At 54.4% G+C, this 23,075-nt stretch carries 15 protein-coding genes; 1 reads left to right on the top strand and 14 read right to left on the bottom strand.

Features of this window, described 5'->3' with window-relative positions; all coding sequences use genetic code 11:
- Nucleotides 1–99 precede the first annotated feature (99 nt).
- The 12 genes from ACRRQW_RS01520 to ACRRQW_RS01465 form a co-directional block, all read right to left on the bottom strand.
- Nucleotides 100–711, bottom strand: a complete 612-nt coding sequence (locus ACRRQW_RS01520; RefSeq protein WP_438479481.1) for a class I SAM-dependent methyltransferase — start codon at nt 709–711, stop codon at nt 100–102.
- A 173-nt stretch (nt 712–884) separates the two neighbouring features.
- Nucleotides 885–1,748 carry an NAD-dependent epimerase/dehydratase family protein gene (locus ACRRQW_RS01515; RefSeq protein WP_438479480.1) on the bottom strand — a complete coding sequence of 288 codons (864 nt, stop codon included), beginning with the start codon at nt 1,746–1,748 and terminating at the stop codon, nt 885–887.
- A complete protein-coding gene (locus ACRRQW_RS01510; protein ID WP_438479479.1) occupies nt 1,745–3,367 on the bottom strand; it encodes an FAD-dependent monooxygenase in 1,623 nt (540 codons plus the stop codon). Before ACRRQW_RS01510 ends, ACRRQW_RS01515 begins: the two co-directional genes overlap by 4 nt.
- A 213-nt stretch (nt 3,368–3,580) precedes the next feature.
- Nucleotides 3,581–4,531 carry a glycosyltransferase family 2 protein gene (locus tag ACRRQW_RS01505; protein ID WP_438479478.1) on the bottom strand — a complete coding sequence of 317 codons (951 nt, stop codon included), beginning with the start codon at nt 4,529–4,531 and terminating at the stop codon, nt 3,581–3,583.
- 24 nt (nt 4,532–4,555) lie between these two features.
- Nucleotides 4,556–5,722 (bottom strand): acyltransferase, encoded by a 1,167-nt coding sequence (locus ACRRQW_RS01500; RefSeq protein ID WP_438479477.1) that lies wholly within the window; start codon nt 5,720–5,722, stop codon nt 4,556–4,558.
- On the bottom strand, nt 5,719–8,748 hold the full coding sequence (locus ACRRQW_RS01495) for an ArnT family glycosyltransferase (protein WP_438479476.1): 3,030 nt from the start codon (nt 8,746–8,748) through the stop codon (nt 5,719–5,721). The genes ACRRQW_RS01500 and ACRRQW_RS01495 overlap by 4 nt, the downstream gene beginning before the upstream one ends.
- Nucleotides 8,749–8,941: 193 nt before the next feature.
- Nucleotides 8,942–10,885, bottom strand: coding sequence for a glycosyltransferase (locus tag ACRRQW_RS01490; RefSeq protein WP_438479475.1), 1,944 nt, complete (start codon nt 10,883–10,885; stop codon nt 8,942–8,944).
- A 4-nt stretch (nt 10,886–10,889) separates the two neighbouring features.
- Entirely contained in the window at nt 10,890–11,879 is a 990-nt protein-coding gene (locus tag ACRRQW_RS01485; RefSeq protein WP_438479474.1) for a class I SAM-dependent methyltransferase, read from the bottom strand.
- 8 nt (nt 11,880–11,887) lie between these two features.
- Complete coding sequence (locus ACRRQW_RS01480; RefSeq protein WP_438479473.1) at nt 11,888–14,599, bottom strand: glycosyltransferase; 2,712 nt, start codon at nt 14,597–14,599, stop codon at nt 11,888–11,890.
- A gap of 166 nt (nt 14,600–14,765) precedes the next feature.
- Nucleotides 14,766–15,686 carry a class I SAM-dependent methyltransferase gene (locus ACRRQW_RS01475; protein WP_438482334.1) on the bottom strand — a complete coding sequence of 307 codons (921 nt, stop codon included), beginning with the start codon at nt 15,684–15,686 and terminating at the stop codon, nt 14,766–14,768.
- A 110-nt stretch (nt 15,687–15,796) separates the two neighbouring features.
- The gene (locus tag ACRRQW_RS01470) at nt 15,797–18,442 is read right to left on the bottom strand and encodes a glycosyltransferase (protein ID WP_438479472.1); all 2,646 of its coding nucleotides are present in this window, start codon (nt 18,440–18,442) and stop codon (nt 15,797–15,799) included.
- Nucleotides 18,439–19,704, bottom strand: coding sequence for a hypothetical protein (locus ACRRQW_RS01465; protein ID WP_438479471.1), 1,266 nt, complete (start codon nt 19,702–19,704; stop codon nt 18,439–18,441). The genes ACRRQW_RS01470 and ACRRQW_RS01465 overlap by 4 nt, the downstream gene beginning before the upstream one ends.
- A 252-nt stretch (nt 19,705–19,956) precedes the next feature.
- On the opposite strand from ACRRQW_RS01465, the gene ACRRQW_RS01460 reads away from it, so the two are divergent.
- Nucleotides 19,957–20,688, top strand: a complete 732-nt coding sequence (locus ACRRQW_RS01460; RefSeq protein ID WP_438479470.1) for a putative capsular polysaccharide synthesis family protein — start codon at nt 19,957–19,959, stop codon at nt 20,686–20,688.
- Here ACRRQW_RS01460 and ACRRQW_RS01455 read toward each other — a convergent pair.
- Together ACRRQW_RS01455 and ACRRQW_RS01450 are read right to left on the bottom strand one after the other, a co-directional pair.
- Nucleotides 20,681–21,463, bottom strand: a complete 783-nt coding sequence (locus tag ACRRQW_RS01455; protein WP_438479469.1) for a methyltransferase, TIGR04325 family — start codon at nt 21,461–21,463, stop codon at nt 20,681–20,683. The two genes, ACRRQW_RS01460 and ACRRQW_RS01455, sit on opposite strands and share 8 nt — an antisense overlap.
- Nucleotides 21,460–22,899 (bottom strand): ABC transporter ATP-binding protein, encoded by a 1,440-nt coding sequence (locus ACRRQW_RS01450; RefSeq protein ID WP_438479468.1) that lies wholly within the window; start codon nt 22,897–22,899, stop codon nt 21,460–21,462. The genes ACRRQW_RS01455 and ACRRQW_RS01450 overlap by 4 nt, the downstream gene beginning before the upstream one ends.
- Nucleotides 22,900–23,075: the final 176 nt, after the last annotated feature.

The following is a 23,075-nucleotide window of genomic DNA, read 5'->3' as shown; positions in this document are numbered from 1 at the left end:
AGCTCCGCGTGGCAGCAACCAGCTGGCTGCAATTAGGGAGGTCCAGCCGAGCAGGAGTGTGTGCGGGAGCAAGCGATCCATATGGCCGGCAAGCCGCGCTCAAACTTTTACTTTTGCAGTGAGGGCTTTGCGTAAACGAATGAACCAGTGCAGCGCAAAAAGCGGATAGAGGCCGGATAACCCGCGATCAGTGCCGATAATGGCGGGAACAATGGCTTTCGGCAAAATGTCCCTCCGGGTTACACCGCCACTCAGCAAGTAAGGGAGCCAGGGCAGGTGGCGCTTTTCTTCCAGTTTCAACCCGGGATACTCACGCTCAAAACGGGTGAGATCGCGTTCAAAGACGATCCAACTCAGCGCCTGATTAGAATCCATCATCGAGTCACTTTGTTCGAAGTTCCAGCCAAGCTTTGGGGAAAACGGCTCCGGATGAAAATTTTTGAAGAAAAAGCGGGCAAACGGTGTGGCGGCGACTTCGATCATCCCAATTACTCCGCCCGGCACTAATACACGTTCGGCTTCGCGCAGAAACTGACCGACATCAGGAATGTGGTGGAACACGTGGGTCAAAAAGATCGCGTGCAGGCTTCCGTCCGCGAAAGGAAGTTGTCGCGCGTCGATGACCATCTCGGCGATCCCGGGCGACACATCGGAAGTGATGATGCGCGAATCATATTCTTTGAGCCGACTGCCGCCGCTGCCTAGCTCCAAGAAGCGAGCGGCAGCCGGGGCATTTTTTACCGCCGGATCGTCCAGCAGCGTGCGATACCATACCTCGTAGCAGTGATGCAGGGCGGGACGTTTGGTGATCAGGTCGTTCTGGATTTGGAAAAATTCCGGGGATCCGACGGTGACGCTTTTGAGGCGGGGTTCATGCAAGAAACTCATAAACGGTGAGTGAAAGTAGGGCTCCAGGAGAAGTTGGTCAATGGAGCAGGCGATATCCCGAGCCGCGTATATGAATTGGCGGTTTCGAAAGAACGCAGGTGTTTTTGCCCGAGAAGATTTTCTGTTGTCAAAGGAAGGCGCAAGCCCAGCGCCTCCGTGGCGCGCAACCCCCGCAGGGCGAGGCTGCCGGGCAATGGAATGATCGTGCGGCGGAGTCCGGCTGAATGAAGCATGCGGCGGTAAAGTTCGCGCACGCTGATCGGTTCGATGGAGCCGAGATTGAAGATTCCGGGAATGCGTCTGGAGATGATGTGAAACAAGCCTTCGACCAGATCTTCCAGCGCCACCGGGTGGATCGGCTGCATGCCGCCGAAGAAGATCGGCACGATCGGCGTGCTGCGAAGTGATTCCAGCATTCGCTGGTAAACGCCGCCGGCTCCGACGATCAGTCCCGGCCTGACGATGGTGTCTTGAGTTGGATCCAGCGTTTGTTCGATCGCCCATTTCGTTCGACCATAGGACGACTCGGCGTGGTCGTGCGCGGACATCGAAGAAATAAAAATGAAATGCCGGCGATAGGTTCGAGCGACTGCGAGCAAATGGGCGGCGGCATCTTTGTTAACCGCCTCAAGCGAGTTTGCATTGGCACCCATGGCGAAGGCGGCGTGAACGATCACGTCGCACGATTCGATAACTTGGGGAACTGGCTCCGCTAAATTGTAGGCATGCCATCGAACTCCCTCCATCGAGCTTGGGTTGCGCGATAAGGCATGCACCTCCAAGCCCGCGTTGAGCAGCCTTTGAAGCAAAGCATGGCCAAGAAATCCAGATGCTCCCGTGATGGCGACGCGCAAGCTCATGCGAGTTGGGCGAGGCTTTCGGCGACGCGCCCTGCGACCGCACGCGCGCCGGCCATGGCGGTGAAGGTAGGACCTTTGCTGGGAAGCCAGTTCCAGCTGGCGCTGTCGCCGACAAACACGCGGCTGGTTCCACCGAGCCGGCTGTCGGCCAACGTGTGAAACTGCGGGTTGACCGGATTTTTTTGCGGAATGGTGCCCGCGTAGTGAATGCTGCCCGCCTGTCCGGGATCCACCCGACCGAGTGGCATGCATCCGAGGCGCAGCAAACAGCGTCGTAGCCCTGACTCCAATTCTGTCTGCCGCGACTGTTCTGCTTCGTGGCGCGTATATTCGATGTGGAGGTCGGGTGCGGGTGAGGTCGTGCTTTTACCAAGGCGGAGTCGCTTGGTGGTGCTGGCCTCGTCGGGAAAAAATGCGCCGAAAATCGCCAATGCGTCCACCATCGCTCGTGACACCAGCAGGCCCGCCCACGGAGCCAGCGGCATTTCCTTGATGAGTTTGAACAGCAGAAGCGAACGATAAGAATACACCTGCAAGCTGCACGTGCGCTCGGGTCGGGTAAAGTCACCGTAGAGCGCTGTGAGTTGCGCCATGCTGTGCCGGCGACTGTCGGTGGGGCGCCCCAACATGCGTAGATTTAACGTCGGATAGTAGAGGTAGGCGCTGGACAACACAGTGGTTTGGCGTTGCGAAAGCGGGAGTGACGCCAGGGCTAGTCTGGCCGAACCGATAGCGCCTGCGCACAAAATGAGGCGCCGTCCTTTAAAAATCACCGTGCTGCCATCGCGCACGCAGGTGACCGTTACGCCGGTCGAGTCCTCCGCGAAATTGAGACTCAGGCAATGTCGCTCGTAGCGGAAATTACGCTCCTGTTGCAAGCGTTCGATCGTGTAGCGAGGGCGGTAGGCGGACCGCCTGACGTCGCCGTAAAAGTCGGTGTCAAAGTAGGGGTTGGCTTCACGGCCGCGGTGTGGACGTGTGTTGATTGCCAGAGGAATACGCCCGAGCGCGAAGCCGCGTTGCATCCAACGCTGGGAATTTTTTTGGTAACGGGAGAGAATGTTCGCGGAGTTGGTATCGATGTCCAGAGGTGGCTGGGCTGTTTGGATGCCGCTCCACCACAGTCGGCTGATATCATCTTCCTGCGGTCCATTTATTCCCGCTTCTTCAATGACGTTTCCGTATTGGGCTTCGATTGTGGTGCGATCCAAACCAATGCGAGCCAACTCTTCGGCCGAGTATGTGAAACATGCCGTGCCCCAAGCCGCGCCCAACCCGCCGAGTGCCAGTGACTGCATTGGGTGAAAATTCTCACTATGGATTGGCAGCAAAGTGTCGGCGTCGCGGCCCACGAATTGCCGCGGTGGGGTGAGTTGAGCGCCGACTCTCACGCCAGTCCGCGGAATGCCTTCGAGTTTGTCGCCCAAGAGATAGCCGCGCTGATTTTGATCCCCAGTGTGAAATTGATGGAACGCCTGATCCGGCACGCGCGCGCGCATCGTAGGATCATCCGCGCCATAGTCGATTAACGTGACTTGAAATCCACGCGCGACCAGTTCGGCGGCAGCCATCGCACCGGCCGGGCCCGAACCGATGATGAGAACATCGGCTGCGCTCATTGAGACGAACGCGTGATCCGCCGTAATAGTGCCGACCCTGCGGCGTGGATTAACCCCAGTGCGCCGGCGATCGCGATGAGCAAGGCGTTTCCGATGAACCCCCACCGCACAGGCGCAAAGCGTGCTCGGTTGCTTGGATCAGTTTCAGCCAGGGCTAGTTTCTCGATAGCGGCTTCAGTAGGCTTGAGTTGCCACGACATCGGACACGGTCGTTCAACGACGACGGGTGGATTCCAATTCCATTAACTGACGTTCGGCTTCATGGCGGTGAACGCGCACTACACTGTCGAGGACGAGCGCGATAGCCCACGTGATAAAAGACGAAACCATCAGGCCCGACGCGAGAATTGCGGAGGGGATGTGTAACACCAAGCCGGTGCGATAATACTCTATAACTGGCATCGATCCGATCCCCAATCCCAAGAGGGCGAACAGCGCCGCGATCGAGCCGAAGAAGAACAACGGGCGATTGTAGCGGAGAATCGAAAAGAGTGCGATCAGCACTTTGCGCCCGTCGCGAAACGTGGAAAGCTTGGAAAATGTGCCGGCTGGGCGATCTTGGTATGCGATGGGTAGCTCCAAAATACGGAAGCGTTTATCCAATGCATGTAGCGTGATTTCGGTTTCGAGTTCGAAGCCTGCGGTCAAAATCGGGAATGACTTCACGAACGAGCGGCTGAAAACACGGTAACCAGAAAGAATGTCGTGCAGGTGGGCGTTGAACAATCGGTTGATTAACGAGCGCACCAAATTATTGCCGAAATTGTGGAGCGGGCGCTTGTTTTCGCGTAAGTAGTGGCCTTGAGAATGACGGTCTCCTACGGTCATGTCGGCTTCGTCGGCGAGAACCGGATTAAGCAACGCTGGCAAATCGGCTGCGCTATAAGTAGAGTCTGCGTCACACATCACATATACATCGGCTTCAATGACCGTGAAAGCCCGACGCATGGCGAACGCTTTGCCCTGCCGTTTTTCGGTGATGACTTGGAAACGGCAGCCGGGAAGTTTCGCGCAGGTTTCCGCTGCGACCTGCGCGGTCGCATCCTTGGAGTTATTGTCCACCACGCAGAGCAGCGCTTCCGGCATGGCGCGGTGGAAGTCCTGAAGCGTTGCCCCGATGGTAAAAGCTTCGTTGTAGGCGGGCAATATGATGGCGACTTCCATGTCAGAGTGTTCGAAGAGTGATTATCACCACGACTCTTTGACCAAAACGAGCCGATATTGTCGGATAAGCGCCACCATCTTTCCGAACTGATGTTTCACGCCGGCAATCATGACGCAGATCAGGAAGCAGATGAGCAGGATGACTTCCGGCATCTGTTTGCAGGTTTCCAATACTTCGGCGTGCCGCCATGCGCATTCGTAAAGCAACAGGATGTGCCAGAGATAAATCTCAAGAGTGTATTGCCCAAAGAATGACAGGATGCTCGGACGCCAAGCCCAGCCGAGTGCGATGCCCACAGAGAGAACCGCTACCATTGCTAAATCATAGATGAGCAATTGGGGCCGCGAGTAGGCGAAATCCATATTGTTGAGCTCGAAATTCGCTCCCACAGCACTTCGGTCAGTCAGGTATCTGAAATCTGAAATCAAAGCGCCGATCGCCACGAGCAATCCGGCCCCGGCAAGTGCCAGTAATACGCGTCGGGAGAAAAGTGCCGCCAATACTTTAAAATGCAGGCCGCAGAAAAAGTAGAACGCCCAGAATAACGAACACGGCCGGCACCAGACGTAGTAACTCAACACGCTGCGGTAACACAGCACGCCCAACACAACGTGCAGGACGAGGAAAAGCAGGGCCAGCGCAACGATGGTCGAACGTTGGCTCACGCGACCTCCCGCGAGCGATTCGATCCAGCGCGGTAGCGCTTTGAGTGCAGGTTGCAGGAAATATAACTGCAGAATGAGCGGGATGAAATACAGCGTCGGCTCGACGCCAACATAGAGTAATTTTTGAGCAAGCCAGCTCACGTGCGCGGTAAACCCGCTCAGTGCTTCCCATTCATGCACATGATTGAGTAAGAAAAATGAGGCGACGCTAGCGGCAACGTAGGGAATTCCGATTTTGATCAGCCTGCCGCGATAATATTCCCACAGGGAAACCTGCCGCGAACTCGCTCCGGCCAACACACCGGAGAGAAAAATAAAGAGTGGCACGGCGAAGTTGAAAATTTGACCGAAGTAGAGCCCAAGGTAAAACGAGGGCGTCCACGCATTTCCCGGATTGGAAAAACTCCCCGCGAAATGGATTCCTACCACGCCGAAGATTGCCACTCCGCGAATAGTGTCGATGTAGGCGCTGCGGGGAGCAGGCGTAGCGGACGAACGGGGCGATGGATTAACCGCGCGGCTCATGGCGTGCTGAAACCCTCCACCTGCAAGCTGCGATATACATAGTAAAGCGAATCGGGTGGCGGTGCGTTGGGCGTGGGATTTTCGCGCATGGGTAACGGACGATTTTCAGCTTTACCGTGGTTTTCGTAGTGCCAACGGGCGCTTTCTTCAGGCGCGACGCCAATCTGGCTTGCGGCATAACCTTGCACGTCAGGGTTCTGTTTCAGGTAAGCCGCCCAGTCCGGCATGGTTGCTCCGGCACGCTTCTTCATCGTGATGACGCGTCCCTCGGTGCGCCCGTGGCTCTCATAATGGGATTTGGCTCCGGCTTCAGGAGCTTGATTTTGTTGAGAAGCGACTGCGGCTTTCACATCAGGATATTGATCGAGGTAAGCGAGCCAGTCTGGTTCTTGATCATTGGGCAGGTCGATCAGTTCGAAGACATTTTCTTCGGCGGATGGCACCACGTCGATCGCTTCGGAGTGCCAAACCTTGCTGCCTTTGAGCCACACATCGCGAACGAGATTGCCGTTATGGTATACGCCTAGATGTCCTTCTTCGCGAAGTTGCAGGCGCATATCGAACGAAAGCTTCAACCGCTTTAGTTTTGGATTTCGCGGGAGTTCGATGCGAACGGCAGGTTGCTTCGCCCAGCGGAACATCGGTAATTCCCATTGGCTGTAAGGGCCTTCGACATCGGCCAGCCCGTTGAGGAGTAAACCTCGCGCAGTGCCGGTCGCGATCAATTCAGTGCGGAATAAGGTGTTAGCGCTGACTGGAGCGAGGATGTCGACTTCTGAAGGTTTGACTGCGAAAGGAAGATCGCCAAACGCAACTCTCCGACCAGTTTGAATATCGAAAATTTGGATGCTTAACCGTTTGAACGGTTCGCGCAGCGAAAACTTCACGGTTCCGGACGACGTTTGCGTCATCAGACGCTGAGAGCGGCCCTCCATGAGTTCCGCGTCGATTTCGATACGGGCGTTGTCGCGGGGATTCAGGCCGTCCACGCGCAGAGTGCAGTCGATGAAACGATCTGGATCCGTCGGCCCGTAATGAACGATTACGACGACATTGCGGTTTTCAGAACTGGAAGTGCTGGCGCCAGCATTTGGAGCAAGCCCGACATAGTCGAATGCATGCACACCCTCGCCGATTGTGCCGAGAAACTCCACGCCTGCGGTTTGTTTGGTGGGCATGCGCACAATGGTGTGCGAAGCGATGTGGGCGATGTTGCTGTAGATGTTATTTCGGGTGAAGCTCCAGTATGAAAACACGTTGTATTTCTTGGGAGCGACCTGCTGGCTGGAAGTGAACCGCTGATTGCCGCCCGACATCATCAACAGGAAGGCGCGCTCATTTGTGCCTTCCGTGATAATGTTGATGTCTTTGTAGCTGGCGAGGCGCTGCTGGAGCGTAGCGGGGATTTTCGGGAAAATCTGCGGCGGTTGAAAATCGCTATAAGGCAGTGAAAAAGGACGGTTGTGGTTTTTAGCCAAGTAATGGAACGAGAACCAAAGCGCAGTCACGGCGACCAAGAAAAAACAGCCACGTCGCAGCGCGGCCACCCACCGGGAGTCAGGTTTGTTGCGGTCCCAAATAACCGCGACACTCGGCGCGAGTAGCACGACCGCAGGGAGGAAATAGCGCTGAATGTAGAGTGACCATTTGTTCATCGCGAAGTAAGTGATGAACCAGGCAATGGAGAGCAGTGCGAACCAGGCGACTGGCCCGTTTAGGCGGCGGTCTTTCCACAAACAGATTAATCCGCAGATAAGAAAGAACGGGCCGGCAAAACCATACCACACGTGATCTTCGTTCAGATCCGGCGGGATAACATAAAATCCGGAATACGCATGAGCTTCGTTCCAGTTACTGAAGAATGTCCGACTGAACCAATCGTTGAGCTGGCCGATTACATCGAGATCGAACGTGAAGCGACCGGTAGGCTCGAAAAATAACTGAAATAGGTAGGCCTTCGAAGTTTGGAGAAATCCCATGAAGCTGAACGGCTTGTTCATGGTGAAATCCAGTTTGTCCGTCATCCAATGACCCGTGGCCACGAGGTTATAGATGATGAACGGAATACTCAGGAGAATCGCGATCAGGGCTGGCGTGATCCAGGCACGCACGCCGGCGAAAAAGATCCGATTCTCTCCACGTCGCCAATGTTGATACCAGAAGGCGACGATCAGGAAAACCACGGCAGGTCCGAAAAACACTACCGTAAGTTTTGCGCCTGCGGAAATACCGGCGGCGAGGCCAGCCAGCACCGCATCGGCGGTGCGCCTTGATTGTATCCAACGTAAAGCGAATACAAATGAGGCGAGCAATGAGGCGATTGTCGGAAGATCGAGAGTGGTTGCCGTGGCTTGCGCTAACACGCCCGTGGAGGTGAGGGTGAGCCACGTGGCGATGAGCGAGCCGTTAAAACTGCATCCAGACAAACGTGACACGCGATACACGCCGAAGCCGGTGACCACCCACGAAGCGACGTTCAGGAAATTGATCGATTGAAAGGGTGCGCCGTAACCGAAGCAGGCGAGTTGAAGCAGATTGTAGTTAAACGAAAAATAAACCTGCCGGATGTCCGCGGTTTCAAATTGGGCCAGCGTATTGTGGCCGAGATAATACATCACTCTGGGCAGGTGATAGGTAAGCGAGTCGTAGTTGTTCGGCAGGTAAACGTAGGCAATTCGCAGGTTGGCCAAAAACAGAAGGCCCAAAGTGCTGAATACTCCCGCGATCAGCCAGGCGTTCGCCTTATCCTTGCTGTTTTTGCCTGCAAGAGCGGGTTCTTCGGGCGGAAGTGGCGCGCGTCTGACCAACCACCACGTTACGAGAGCTAACACAAGAGATGTGCGGAAAAACCAATCGAACTCCCCCAGCTTTTCGACCACCGAGAGCAACAAGCAATTGAGCACAATATTTCCCCAAAACAGCATGGCTGCACCCAAAATCCGATCGATTGGATTTCGAACAAGCCGGCTGGCGCTTGCGTGGGAAATCCACGCGAGTAGCGCAAAGTGAACGATCAAAAGTGTCATGCCTGGTGAGTTAAGGAACCGCGAATTAAAGAGGGCGCACGGTGTGCGAAGCAACCGAAGAAATTAGATTCAAATGATGCGCTTGGGCGCGAACTTATGCGCTGAATGGCGGTTTTTCAGAGCCCGGCTGTCATGGCGCGGGCATCACTTGATTCTTCGGACTCTCACCAATACTGGGTAATCGGCGTTTTGGTCAGTTTACTTTGTTCTCGGTCAGATAAAGTGCGCAGCAACCGTGACAGCCCATGAAACGACCATGACCGGCGGCGGCCCACTCTTTGGCTGCTTTTTTGACACCGATGACGCCTGTCTCATTTTCTACATTCAAAAAGTCATGAACGAGAATCGGTGTGCCAGGTTTCAGGTAAGCTGAAAGGATTTCCAAATCTGCAACGACCCCTTCGTAGGAGTGGTCTCCATCCAAAAACACCATGGTGGGAGTGATCTGCCACCGCTGGACGAAATCCTTTAAAACGCCATGGTAGAGGTGGCAGTAAGCGCCAAGATTTTCACCAGCTAGCATTCCGCGAGTGCGAGCGATGGAATCTTCAGCAATATCCACCCCGTAATATGCAGGACGAAATGTGCGGGCGGATTTGTTGGCCAGCGCTCCGCGTAATATTGCCGTCGCGGAACGTCCCCCAAACGGGCCGATCTCAAGGATCACGTCGCCTGCGTGAAAGGCCATCTCGTAAAGTTTGAAGGTATCACCCGGAGTTTGCCAGCCGGGGAGGTGCGCGGTCATGGCGAAGATCGTTTCGTGCTCCTGCGAGATGAATGCCGCGTGACCACCGGTTACCGGCCATGATGGGCGGTGAACTTCTGTTCTTTCCGAGTCGTCCTTTTCATTTAAGGGATAGGCCAAGGTCGGGGGGGGGTGTCCCGTGCCTTTCTGTGGGCGCCCACTCATATAAACATGCCAGCGTTCTTCCTGCGACCACATTGAAAAACGGGGAACTGCATAAAGTCGGGCCCACGGGGGCGCGACTTTCATGAATCGCTCGTCTTTCAAAGTCGCGCGAATGACCTCAATCGCCTCGAGGGCATCTCCATTGCGAATTAGGCGACCAGTAATTTCGTTGCGCACGATTTCCGACACGCCGCCGACGTGAAAGGCAATGACAGGAACTCCACACAACTGTGCTTCCATGATCGTCTGCCCGAAGGCCTCTTCGGTGGCGGTGCCCAAAAAGAGGTCCGCGGCCTGATAGATGGAGGCCAGCTTTTCTGCGCGTAAGTGATAGCCCAAGCCGATGAGCCCGGGGATTTCGTGGGCGTTGTGGCCGAAAGCGGCAAAAGTGACTTCATCGCCAAGTGCTTCGACGATGGCGCGGAGCTGACGTCCGCCTTTGCGCTCCTCTTGAAAATTTACCGCGGCGCACAACACCAACGGTTTGTCGTCAGGCAGCCCTAGCGCTTGGCGCGCCGCATGTTTGTCACCTGGTTTGAAAACGAATTCGTCCGCGCCGAGCTCGATGGTTTCCGCCCAGCGGCAATTGGGAATTGCCGTCTTAAACATGTCCCGGCTCCAGCGACTGTTGGCAATCAACTCAATTCCCGTCGGGCCGCTAAAGATATCGCGTCGGGTCTGCCACGAACCCGCGATGAGAGCGGGATCTAATGAAGGGTAGTGTGTCGCGGTCGGGCAGGTGGCATCACAACCGGTGAGATAAAGCTGACAAGATCCCGGGTAAGCGCACCGTCCGGTGAACAAATAACTGTCGTGCAGGAAGGCCAGAACGCGGCATCCGATTTTACCTAAGGCAGGCAGCAAGCTAAAGGGCCAGCGTGCAGCGTGGAGATTGCCAACGATGATAATCGTGGGATCAAATTTGGCTACTTCCATGATGAGGCCTGCCACAATTGCTTCCTCAGAAAAGTTTTTTCCACCTTCCAAATAATTTACCTCCCTGATGCCGAGCCACAGAGTTGGGTCAATCGGTCGCGTGGCCACGTCTTCCAAACTGATCGCGCCGGCGGCCCAAGTTAATACGCCGGCCTCAATCCCCAACGCCATGATTGCTTCTACCTGCCGGGCTTGCGCGATGCCTGCTCCGTATTGAAAGCTGACATCGTTGAGAAAAAGAACCCGCTTGGGGAGATCGGAAGTGCGGCGTTTATCGGGGACAGATTTCATGGCTTCAGGCGGCAGTCTTTTTAAGGAGGAATACGCCGGTCATTGCTGGACCGATGTGGCTGCGATGGCATTCGTTAATGTATTTCAGCTGTGGTTCTAAGTGGCGGCGGATCAGTTCTAGGAATTCGAGATCGAACAACATGCAATATTTTAGATAATCGAAAAAGAATCCGCTGAAATTCTCGAAGTCAGGTTGGAACGGTTCGACGTAGTCGCTCAAGGAAGCGTTAGGGAAAAAGCGTAATTGCAAGCCGTGCTGGCGACCCAATTCGGCGAGTTCGTGCACGCGAAACAGATGTTTGTCCTCAGCGGTGGATTTGTTGAGGTCGCGTTGGCAATAGAACTGAATGGTATCAGTGAAATTTTTTAATTGGGTATTCCACTTAGGGAGTAGTTTCACCCCGGCATTTTGCAGCACGGGTGAGATGAGCTGGCCAACGACACCCATTAACAGATAGCCACTTTCCACGGGTTCCGCACCCATCACCAAAGCTCCGTTCGGCCTTAGTCTTTCAGCCGATGCGGTGATAAAAACATCTGGTCGCAAGATGTGGTGCAGCGTTGAACGCATCGCGATGAGCGAAAACATTTCGGCCGGAAGCAGGCCTAAATCATCGGCGTTCAATACGGCGAAATGTAAGTCTGGTCGAGAAGCGGGTCGATTTTTGAATTGTGACTGCGTGATGCGGAGAAAAGCGGCCGAGGGATCCGTAATCAAAAAATCAGAGCCGGGGTAGTGCTTTGCCAGGCCATGAGTAAGCACGCCGGTTCCGCATCCCACCTCCAAGGCGGGGCCGGTCGTATCTACCCCATGAGTTCGGAGTAGCCTGCACAGACCTTCACCTTCTTCGGGCGTTGCCGCTTCGACCCCATACTGATCGTCGTAAGCTTCCTCGGCATGTGCATAAGGCCGCTCAGCAGAAACCTGCAGCCATCCATGCCAGCGTGGCAACGCTTCTATCCAGCTACGAAATGATTTGGCGGTGGACTGCATGCGCGAGCTTAGCGGACAGCACCGTTTGCCGGGAAATACTCCGCATTCACATGGCGCAACTCCGGCACGTGAGCCGGCGCATCTCCACCGGTTTTTTGGTGTTTATGCTGACGGTAAATTGCGAGGACTTCGGGAATCGAAAATGCCCGCGCACCCGCTTTCGCCATGCGCAGCCAGAGCTCGTAATCCATGCTGTAATGCAGATCTTCACGCAGCCTCGCGCCGGCGCGTTCGAAAATCTCGCGGCTGAAAAACACTTCCGGTTGCTGGAAAAAATTACCCGTGAGCAAATGGGTTTCCAAATCGAGCAATTGATCGATTTTGAGCGATGCGATGGAGCCCAGAGGTAACAACGAGCGGTGAACGTGATGAGGGCGAATTTCTTGTTCAGTGACTCGGGCGCATCGCCCAACGACCAGATCTGTGCTGTGAAGAAGAAAGGTTTGCGCGACAGTGTAGAGGCTCGCAGGAGCGAGGCGATCGTCGCTGTTTACCCAAGTAATGATTTTTCCGGTGGCGTGCTGAAGGCCTTTGTTGAGTGCGTGCGATTGGCCTTCATCTTTTTCACTGACCCACCAAGTGAGCCGATCCGCATATTTTTTGATGATCTCGACCGAGCCGTCGGTCGAGCCTCCGTCGACAACAATGTATTCCAGATTCGGGTAGTTTTGATCCAAAACGGAACGGATGGTTTCTTCGAGGAAAGCGCCTTGGTTGTAGCTGGCGGTGATCACGGAGATGACCGGCCAATCCACCGTTTGCGGAGGGCGCTGAGGATAGACGTCTTGTTCGCGAATCGTCGGCCAGTTAACGCGCAGTTCGTTCGAGGGCTGGCATGGGCCCATCCAAAGTTTAGGGGGGCGCAGTGAAACGAGCGTGTCGCCCAAAATTGTCGTGCGCGCCGTGTCTGTGGGTAACCAATCGATGCCGGCATGAAAACCGCTGATGAACAGCTTGTGGTGAGGCTGCATTCGACCGATCAGGACTGGCAGCACGTAGGCGGCGTCGCTGGCATCGAACATCAACGCATCGAACTCCGCGAGGCCTGAGCAATAACTTTTGACGCCAGAATCACGATTCTCGCGCTGGCCAAAAAGCAGGTAATGGTCCCATCCGCTCACCAGTGCGCCCTTGGCCACTGCGTCGCCGACGTCCGGATTGGCTGCGAGATAAGCCTTTTCATTAAACATGCTGTCGATCTCACCCAGCCACTCCCAAAGATTTTTCCGCCAGAATCGTGCGGCCCCTTTGCATCCATCGGCATATTCATCCGGACTTTCGTAGACCTGCACTTGCACGCCCAGAGCTGACAACCAGAGAATTTGCGGCAGCAGATTTGAGTGATACTTGGCAACAATAACGCGGCGAAGATGCCGCGCGTAGGGCCCGATTTGAGCATGAATAGCTTCTGGAGTCATCGTTGTTGGGGCATTCACGTGCTGGGAAAGTTGTTTATTCAAGTTTGCGATCGTCGCATCGCGTTCGGCACTGAGCTTGATGTGCGCAGCGATTTCGGCCTCGAGCGTTTTCAAGTATAACACGTTTCGATCAAGATCGTCATAAGCCGTCTTCAATTTATCTTCGTAAAGGTTGATCGTTATCAAGCGAGCCGCACTGTCCGCCGCAGTGAGCTCATGACGCTCGTAATGTTCGACGAGGCGTCTTTTCAAATCCTCGATCTCTGTTTTGAGCTCACTGATGGCGTCGCTGAGACGTTTGTTAATAGCGCGAGCGGCCTTCATTGAATCTCGGGCCGCTTCGACGTCCAGGGTGGCGGTCTTACGAAATTTTTCGATCGAGGCCAGCCGGCGAATTCTCTCGATTTCGGATGATTGCACCCGATTTAACGCTTCAGGCAGCAATGTGTGCGCAGCGCTACCGCCTCCTGGGAATCGGGGAAGAAGTTCTACCTCCAGTTCTGGTGCGTCCACTGCTTGCAACGTCTTGAGGTAAGGAAGGTAGAGTTGGGTTCGCAGGGTAGAATTCAGCGTCGCATCGTAGCGTTCCAGTTGAGCGGAATAAATTTGCCTCCCGAAGTGAAGCAGCCCGTGAAAATGATAAAATATGAGAGGGACGGTGCCAACCCGGAGCCCTTCTTCGGTAGAGGTTAAATTCGCGGCACCGATGTTCCAAGGGGCGACGTTGCATCCGGGGTTTTTGATCGAGATGCAATCGCTGTAGAGCGTGCTCCACGCATCCAAATATTTCTGGTCGGTGTGCTTTTCTGATTCCAAGGCATTGAAGCACCAGGCAGCACATTGTTCCGCCCAAGTGGCTGCGCACGCATGGCCACTGGGGTTGTTTCGTAAAGACACCCAACCGGTGTTGTATTGGCCGTAACGTTCGAGGTCGCTTAACGCAGCGGGGTATCGCCTTGCGCTGATGGCGATGGAAGCGGGCCCTATTTCCGCAAATATCGCATCAGGTGAACTGTAGAAATAAATGTCCGTGTCGAGGAACGTCAGCAACTCGCCATTTGGGATCTTGGGAAGCACTTCCTTCAAAAGCCACGGGGTGCAGGTGAAATAAAATTCCAGGGCTGTCCGGTCATTTTTTGAGGCGGCTAGCCTGGGATTCCTATTCAAAAAATCCGCCAAGCTGATTGGTCTGACTTTAGGTAAAGAACGGAGGTTCATGGCCGCCAATGCACCCGCATCCAGACACAGCACGACTAATTCGAAGTTGCCTACATGAGCTTCTAAAGACTGGTGCAAGGCCAAGCCACGGCTTAGGTAATTTGAGTCAAAAAACGTGCAAAAATATCTCATGACGCGTGCGACATCTTTAAGCTCATGTGCGACATGCCAACGGACATGGTGAGCCGATCAAATAGATGAGGGAGCGAAGGGGACATTCGGCCCAAAGAAGGAGTTGTAAGAGGAGATGTCAGCTGAAATCCCGCGATTGGTTTCTCTGTGTCTTTTTGAGCAAAAAAACGCCTGTCATCGCGGGGCCAGGGTGACTGCGATAGCAATCGTCGATATATGACAGCTGATCCTTCAGGTGGGCTCGAATTAGTTCCAGAAACTCCGCGTCGAACCGCATGCAGTATTGGATGTAGATGAAAAAGAAATCCGTGAATCCTTTGAAGCTCCGAGCGAAAGGCGGCGCGTAATCGCGGAAAGTCGCGGTGGGCAAAAATTTCATTTGCAGGCCATGCGCTGCGCCTACCTCTGCAATATCGTGAGGATGGAACATGTGCTTGTCCTCAGCGGTGCGTTTATCGATGTCGCGAATGCAGCTGAACTTTACCGTGTCGGTAAAGTCGTTGAGCTGACGCGTCCATTCAGGCTTCATGTCCACCCCAGCAGCCCGCAGCGCGGTGGGAATAAACTTCGCAACCGAAGCCATCAGAAGATAGCCGCTTTCCACGGGTTCCGCGCCCATGAGCAATGCGCCGCCGGGTTTGAGCGCACGCGCGCACCCGGCGATGAAATCGTCCACGTGGAGGATGTGGTGCAAAGTGGATCGCAGTGAGATGACTGAAAACATTTCCGCCGGCAGTAAGCTGAGATCATCCGCATTGAACACTGCATAATGGCGACGCGTCGTCCCTGTGCTGCGGCCATCGAATTGGTTCTGCGTCAGGCATAAAAAAGCCGGCGAGGGATCTGTGATAAGAAAATCCGGGCCAGGATAATGCTGCCCGACTCCGAAGGTGAGGTAACCAGTCCCGCATCCGATTTCCAAAGCGGGCCCCGAGGTATCGACCTCATGCGTTTTAAGCAGATTACACAGGCCTTCACCTTCAGCGGGATCCGCCGGTGTCACTCCATACTGCGTGTTGTAATCTTCCTCCGTATGCATGTAGGCCCGCTCAGGAGAGAGTTGGAGCCAGCCGCGCCATTGAGGAAGCGTTTCAAGCCAGGCAGTGAAAGAGTCGAAAGTCGAAGGCATGCGAAATGAATCGTGAGAACTTAAATGGCCGCGCGGTGCTCGGCGTTGACGGCGCGCAATTCGGGCAGATAGGGCAGCTCGGTTCCACCGGTTTTCTGTTTAGCGTGTTCGCGGAAGAGCGCCAAAATTTCCGGCACGGCAAAAATTTTCGCTCCGGCTTTGGCCAGGCGAACCCACAAGTCATAATCCATGCTGTAATAAAGATCTTCGCGCAGCTTGCCGCCTGCACGGTCAAAAATTTCCCGTGAGAAAAAAATTTCCGGTTGGTGGAAGAACCAACCTTGCAGCCAGCAACGATCAAGGTCGAGCAGGTCGACGACAGAAAGTGATTCAATTCGGTCGAGCGGCAGGTAGTTACGATGGATATGATGCGGCACAGCGGACAAATCGGCCACGCGCGCACAACGTCCGGCCACCACATCGATCGTATGTAACAAAAAGGTCTGGCCAACCGTGAACAAGCTGCCGGGAGCAAGCCGGTCGTCGCTGTTCAACCACGTCAGGATTTTTCCAGTGGCGCGGCTGAACCCTTTGTTCAAAGCGTGAGATTGGCCGCGATCTTTTTCGCTTACCCACCAAGTCAGGCGGTTCGCATATTTTTTAATAATCTCCACTGATCCATCGGTCGAACCTCCATCCACAATGATGTATTCCAAGTTCGGATAATTCTGATCGAGCACGGAGCGAATTGTTTCCTCAATATAGACGGCTTGATTATAGCTCACCGTAATTACGGAAATGCGCGGCCACCCGGCCATTTGAGACGAGCGAGCCGGATAAAGCTGCTCCAAACTGGGAGCTGACTGGCTTGCGGCAAAAGCGTTGGAGGGCAAGATTGGCCCGAGCCATCCGGTAGGCGGTGTGTTGAAGTAGATCACGTCGCCCAAAATTGTCTGTCGATAAGGAACGGAAGGCAGCCACCTCACGCTGGCATCGATTACGCCGCTGATCAAAACTTTATGATGAGTCTGAAGTCTGCCGATCAAGCAAGGCAGCAGCGTGGTATCATCCGCATCGAACGCGATTGCGTCCACGTCAGGCAATCCTGCGGTGTAGTTGGGGGTGCTCAATGCCCGGCCTTCCAGGCGTCCGAAGCGTTGATAATGATCCCAGCCGCTCGCTAACGCGCCTTGTGCTACGGCGTCAGCAACATCGGGATGGGCCAACAGATAAGCCTTTTCGTTAAACAGGCTTTCAATTTGCCCGAGCCAATCCCAAATTGTTTCTTTGCGAAATCTTACGGGCCCCGGCGGTCTTTCGGTATATTCTTGAGGAGAAGAAAATACTTCGACCATCACGCCGAGAGTCGAAAACCAGAGGATTTGCGGAAGTAGTCGCGGATGAAACTTCGCGACAATCAACCGGCGAATGCCACGGCTGATCGGTTCGAGTGCGACACGGTATTCTTCGTAATTGCCGCGGGCGACAGCGGCCGTTTTTTGTGCGAGTTGAGTGTGCAGATCCTTGAGGTAAATTTCGACTTCGCCGCTGACTTTCACGTGCGCCGCAATCTCTGCTTCGAGAGTTTTTAAATAAGCGATATTACGCGTCAGATCGGTGTAGGCGGTTTTGAGTTTCTCCTGCTGCGCAATCAACGATCGACGTTGATCATCACGTTCCTGCTCAAGCTCCTTTTCGTAGCGGGCATTTCGCTCCAGGCGCGCACGATCGTCGGCTGCCTGTTGTCGAGCGTCGGATTGGTTTTTATGCAACGCAGTTTCACACGCGATTCGGGCGCGTTCGGCTGCGCGGGTGCGCTCCAATAACTGGACAACGATCTTTGCGTTGCGCGGATCGTTGGATTGAACTGTGGGCACGATATCGACGTTCGCTGCGTGGCCACTCAGTTGTTGGAGATAGGGACGATACAGGTGCTGGCGCCACGGATCAGTCGGTTCGAAGCCATAGCGATACAAGCCGGAGTCGTAGACGTTGCCTCCTAAATCCGTGAGATCGGCAAAATGGAAAGTGATGACAGGCTGACCGTTGATTTGCGGCCCCGGAGCAATTACCGCATTCGCAAGATTCCACGGAGCGACGTTAAGCCCGGGAATGCCGATGACGCGCGTGCCAGTGTAGCTGATCGGCCACACGTCCAAATATTTTCGGTCGGTATACCGCGTGGATTCATGCAAGGTAAAACACCAGCTTGCGCATTGCTTTGCCCATGCACTGGCGCAACTCAGGCCGATGGAATCGTGGCGCAGCGAAATCCAGCCAGTGTCAAATTTTCCTTCACGATCTAGATGGGCGAGAGATGTCGAATTGTGACGTGGGGTGATGGCGATGGAGGCGGTTCCGATCTCTTCGAAAACCGTCTCGGGTGAACTAAAGAAATACAAATCTGCATCCAAATAAGTCAGTAGTTCACCTGCCGGAATCTGCGAAAGAGCATGTTGCAAAAGCCATGATTTGCATGTGAGTTTGAACTCATCGCTCGTGCGATCAAAGCGGGCGGCGGCCAATGCGCGCGAATTTACGATGAGTTCCTTGAGCGGGAGAACGTGAAGTTGCGGCAGAGATCTTTCACGCAGCGCAGCCTCCGCTTCGGCATCAAGACACAAAACAAGTAGCTCAAAATTATCAGCGTGCGTGCTCAACGATTGGTGCAGCACCAAACCACGAGCAAGATCACGGGAGTCTAAAACAGTGCAGAAATATCTCATGGGCTGGTCGGGCGGGAGGCGGTGGCCATCTGAAGTTTTTGCGCAAGATCGGCAATGATCGCGTCCTTGTCGGCACTGACTTTAACGTGCGCGGCAATCTCTGCCTCGAGCATCTTTAAGTAAGCGACGTTGCGCTCGAGGTCGGCGTAGGCCGTTTTCAGTTTATCCTGATGAAACACGATCGAAGCCAGGCGATCTGCGCTGTCTTTCTCGACGCTGCGGAGGAAGTTGACGGTCTGATCCTGTTCAGCACGGGCTTGGTCGCGGTCTTTCTCAACCACGTGCACATAGTCCAGCCGCTTGGCGCGATCTAGTTCGGATTTCTGAAGGCGCTCCAGCAGGTAGGGAATGACCAACGAGTTTCGGGGATCGTCCGCGCGAACAGGCGGGATCAGTTCTGGCGCTTGCGCGGGATCGATTTGATGGCGCAGCAGGTGTTGAAGGTAGGGCAGGTAAACGATGTCGCGTAGTCCAGCCGTCAGGACAGCGTCGTATTTGTGCAGGCTGGGATCGTAGAGCTGCTGGCCCAAGTGATTCAGAGCGTGAAAATGATACAAGACGAGCGGATGACCATTGATGCTCACACCTGAGCCATCTTGCGCGATGAAAGCATCTTTGACGTTCCAGGGAGCCGCGTTGACGCCGGGGTGGGTGATGCTAACCGTGTGGGGAAATTGCGCGGCCCATGCATCGAGGTATTTTTGGTCTGCGTAGCGGTCGCCATCGAGTTCGTTGAAGCACCACGCGGCGCATTTATCAGCCCAGTCCGTGGCACAGGCTTGGCCAGTGGCGTCGTTACAAAATGAAACCCAGCCCACGTTAAACCTACCATAGCGCTCAAGATGCGAGAGCGTGGCGGGAAAACGATGTGGCGTGATTGCGACGGAGGCAGAACCGATTTCATCGTAAACCGGCTGAGGCGAACCGAAAAAATACATGTCCGCGTCGAGGTAGGTGAGCAGGTCACCCGCGGGGAGCTGTTTGAGTAAATGCTTCATCAGCCACGACGTGCAGGTGAAATAAAATTCCAACTTGGAGCGATTGTCGCGAGCTGCGGCCAATTCAGGATAGCTGGCGACCAATTCGGAGAGCTTCAGCAAACGCACGCCGGGAAGCGCGTTTTCTTGCAGCGCACCATGAGCAGGATCGTCCATGCACAGCACTGAGAGTTCAAAATCACCCGCTTGCGCGATTAAAGAATCATACAGGGCGAGCCCGCGCGTTAGGTAGTTTTGATCAAAGTAGGTGCAGTAATATCTCATGTCAGCTGAATGGTTGAACACGGGTTCAACAGATTGGTAGCCGTTAACCTTGGGTAAGGGGTCACATGAAATCCAGTCGAAAGGAGGGTGAATGGATCCGCTAGGATGGTGCTGCGTGGAAAATATCGCTTAATTGTTTCTGTCGGTTTTGCATGGTTTAATAGTAGGGGCTCGCAACGGAGACAGCATTGGTGGCTTCGTGGTTGATTCACGCAGCAGAAGCTAAATGGTTGAACCTCATCCCTGAAATTAATGACCGCTTTAGAAAAATCTCCACCGATTTACATTTTCCAAATGGGCAAGGTCGGCTCTGTGTCCGTGTATTCCACCTTGGCCGAGCAGACAGATAAAATCGTGCACGCTCATTGCTTCGAAGAAATGACGGCTGAAGAACAGGCGCTTTTATTGGAGCGGCAATGCGAGGGTCTAACCGTTAATTTCATCACGCCGGTTCGCGACCCGCTGGCGAGAAACGTGTCGGCGTTTTTTCAGACATTTTTCCGGGATACTGGGCACCAACTTTCTGAGCGCGCATGGAGTTCAGATGAGTTACGTGAGCTCTTTCTCCAGCGCTACCCGCATGATGAAAGCCTCGATTGGTTCGATCTGAGTTTCCGTCCGGTGACGGGAATCGATATTTATGCCGAACCATTTCCGGCTCAAAAAAAGTGGGCCGTTTATCGCAATGGATCGTATCGGGTTTTAGTCTATCGCACCGATCTTGACCGCGGGGAGCAACTTGAGGTCATTTCCGGATTTCTAGGACGTAAAATCGATAAATGGACTCTCGGTAATCGAGCTGAAGACAAGGACTACGCAGAGATTTATCGGAAATTCTGTTCTCAAGTGGTGCTGCCTGATTCTTATATTTCGCGCATCGGTGGATCGCGTTTGTGCCGCCACTTTTGGAGTGAAGCGGAGATTCAGCAAAATGCTGAGAAGTGGCGCGCGCGCTCCGGGACTGAACTTGGCAGGTTTAAGTAACTGCGGTTTGTCGGCGCAGGGCAAAGCCTTTGAAGATAATCTCAACCCCATCGAGTAACTGGCGATCGAGGGCATCGAATTCAGCGTCGATTACCCAGCCCGCCGGAAGATTATTCTGAAACCTTGGCAGGCTGAAAAACCAAGCGGGATACGAGGCTGGATAAATTCGCGGTGCAACCGTTTCCACGGTTAGTCGATCCCGCGTTGCAGGAATGAACGGAGTGCGATCAAGAATGATCCAATCAAAATCATGAGTCGCGGCGTCGCGCAGGAATTCCCAGGGCTCCGGCAGACATTGCAGCAGTCCGGAAAGAAGCAGCACATTGGGACGTCGGTGTTTCAAGCACTCCTGAATTGTCGGGTAAAATCTCAGTGTCTCGTTGGCGAATTCTTGCTGACCGCAGGCGACATGGGCGGGTTGCTCAACAATGCTCCACTCCAACGTTGGCAAGCTCTTCAAAAAACTTCGGCACAGGAAATAACTGCTGCCAAGCGCTCCACCAAAATCGAGCACGGAAAGCCGACCGTCATTTTCCGCGGCTGCCCGTGTTAGCAAGGCGAGTAGAGGAAACGGCAATTCCAGTTTATCGAACGTGACCGAGTCGCGTTCATAGGCGGCCTCGCCGCGCACTACTTTGTGCAAAGCAACGCGAGTTCTCTCCAGAATGATGCCTTCCTCATAGCCTGTTGAGCACGCGCGGGCCTCGGCAAACGTAGCGTAATCGCCGGAGTAAACTACGCCGGGGCTATAATCTGGTATGGGCGTTTCATTCATGACGGTTGCACAGGGCAGATGACGTTCATGCGCGAGTGGCTAGGCAATCCGGTCGCCCCGAAATGCAAGAGTTGGAACGGGGCAGTTTCGTCACGCAAGCGGACCATAAAACTCGTAATAGCATGCAATTCGCAGATGCGCAGCTGCGCGGCCATGTAAGCATCGTAAGTGATGCCTGGTGGCGTGAGCAGATGTGCGGGGATCATGTCCAGGGAAACATCGAGGGTGTAATCGTCGCAACGGACGTTAAGCACAGTGTCCTGTCTGAATCGCAATTGCGTGCCGGCTTTCACTTTTGCCGGGCCGCGGATGCCATCTTGAAGAGTGATTTTGGAATGAACCGGCTGCGAGGTTTTGTCGCAGATAGTGATGCCACCGATACAGAAATCCATGTCCTGTAGGATCTCGAATTCATAGAACACGCTCATCGTTTCTCCCTGGCGAAAGTGCACGCTCGGAATTCCCGCCTCATTGCACACGGCAACATAGCGACAGCGCGCCCAACCGTTGCCGATCACGCGGCCGGCTTCGAGGTTGATCCGTGCGGCTTCGCCGGGCCAATCGGGAATCTCGATATTGTCCGAGGGCGCAATGAGGGGGAGCGTGCTGACAGAGGAGGACGCAGTGGAAAAAGCCGTGACCCGTTCCTCCTGTTCGATCTGAAAATACACTTTGGTCGCTTCACCAGACGCTCCGTGATAAGCCATCTGCCCACGACGAAAAACCATAGTGCGCTCGCAGAACTGTTGCACGGCCCCGAGATCGTGGGTGGCGAGGACGATGCATACTCCTTGATCCAGTAGCTGTCGCATGCGTTCGTAGCAGCGTTGCTGGAAGAACACATCCCCGACGGACAGTGCTTCATCCACAATGAGGATTTTGGGTTCTACGGCCGTTTGCACTGCAAAAGCAAGGCGGACAAACATGCCGCTCGAGTAAGTTTTAACCGGCTGGTCGATGAAGTCGCCGATATCGGCAAAAGCTGCGATGCGGTCGAAACGTTCATCCACTTCGCGACGTGTGAGGCCTAAAACCGCAGCGTTAAGATAAACGTTTTCACGACCCGTAAACTCAGGATTGAAGCCGCTTCCCAACTCCAAAAGTGCGGCGACGCGGCCGTTGACTTGGACGGCTCCGCTGGTGGCCTGCAACGTCCCGGCAATGATTTGGAGCAACGTGGATTTTCCCGAGCCATTGCGTCCGATAATCCCAATGCTTTCGCCGGGCCGCGCTTCGAAGGAGATATCACGCAAAGCCCAAAAATCCCGGTATTTTGCATGGGCGCGAGCTTGCAGCCAGCGTTGAGCCCGGCTCCCTTCGGGCAGCAATTGCCCCATGGAACCTAAAAAGGGCGATGTCAGTCGAGCGGAAGGGTTCTGCCATATGCGATAGGCCTTGCTGACGTTCTGGACTGAAATGACAGGTTGGTTGCTCATGCCAGTTCTGAAAAAACCACCCGCGAATACGCGGTAGTTTTAAGCAAAAGAGTTCGAAAAAATAAACTACGCAACATGCGGTGAAGCTCATTGATAAACCTCGGCCCCAAGCGCGAGTAAAGGCCTTTCCCGGAAGATGGCTGCCGTGTATTTGCTTCGTTAATCAAGCTGACAAG

It is taken from the genome of Oleiharenicola lentus (assembly GCF_051660365.1).
GTDB classification, from domain to species: domain Bacteria; phylum Verrucomicrobiota; class Verrucomicrobiia; order Opitutales; family Opitutaceae; genus Lacunisphaera; species Lacunisphaera lenta_A.
This window is presented reverse-complemented; position numbering and strand designations above follow the sequence as displayed.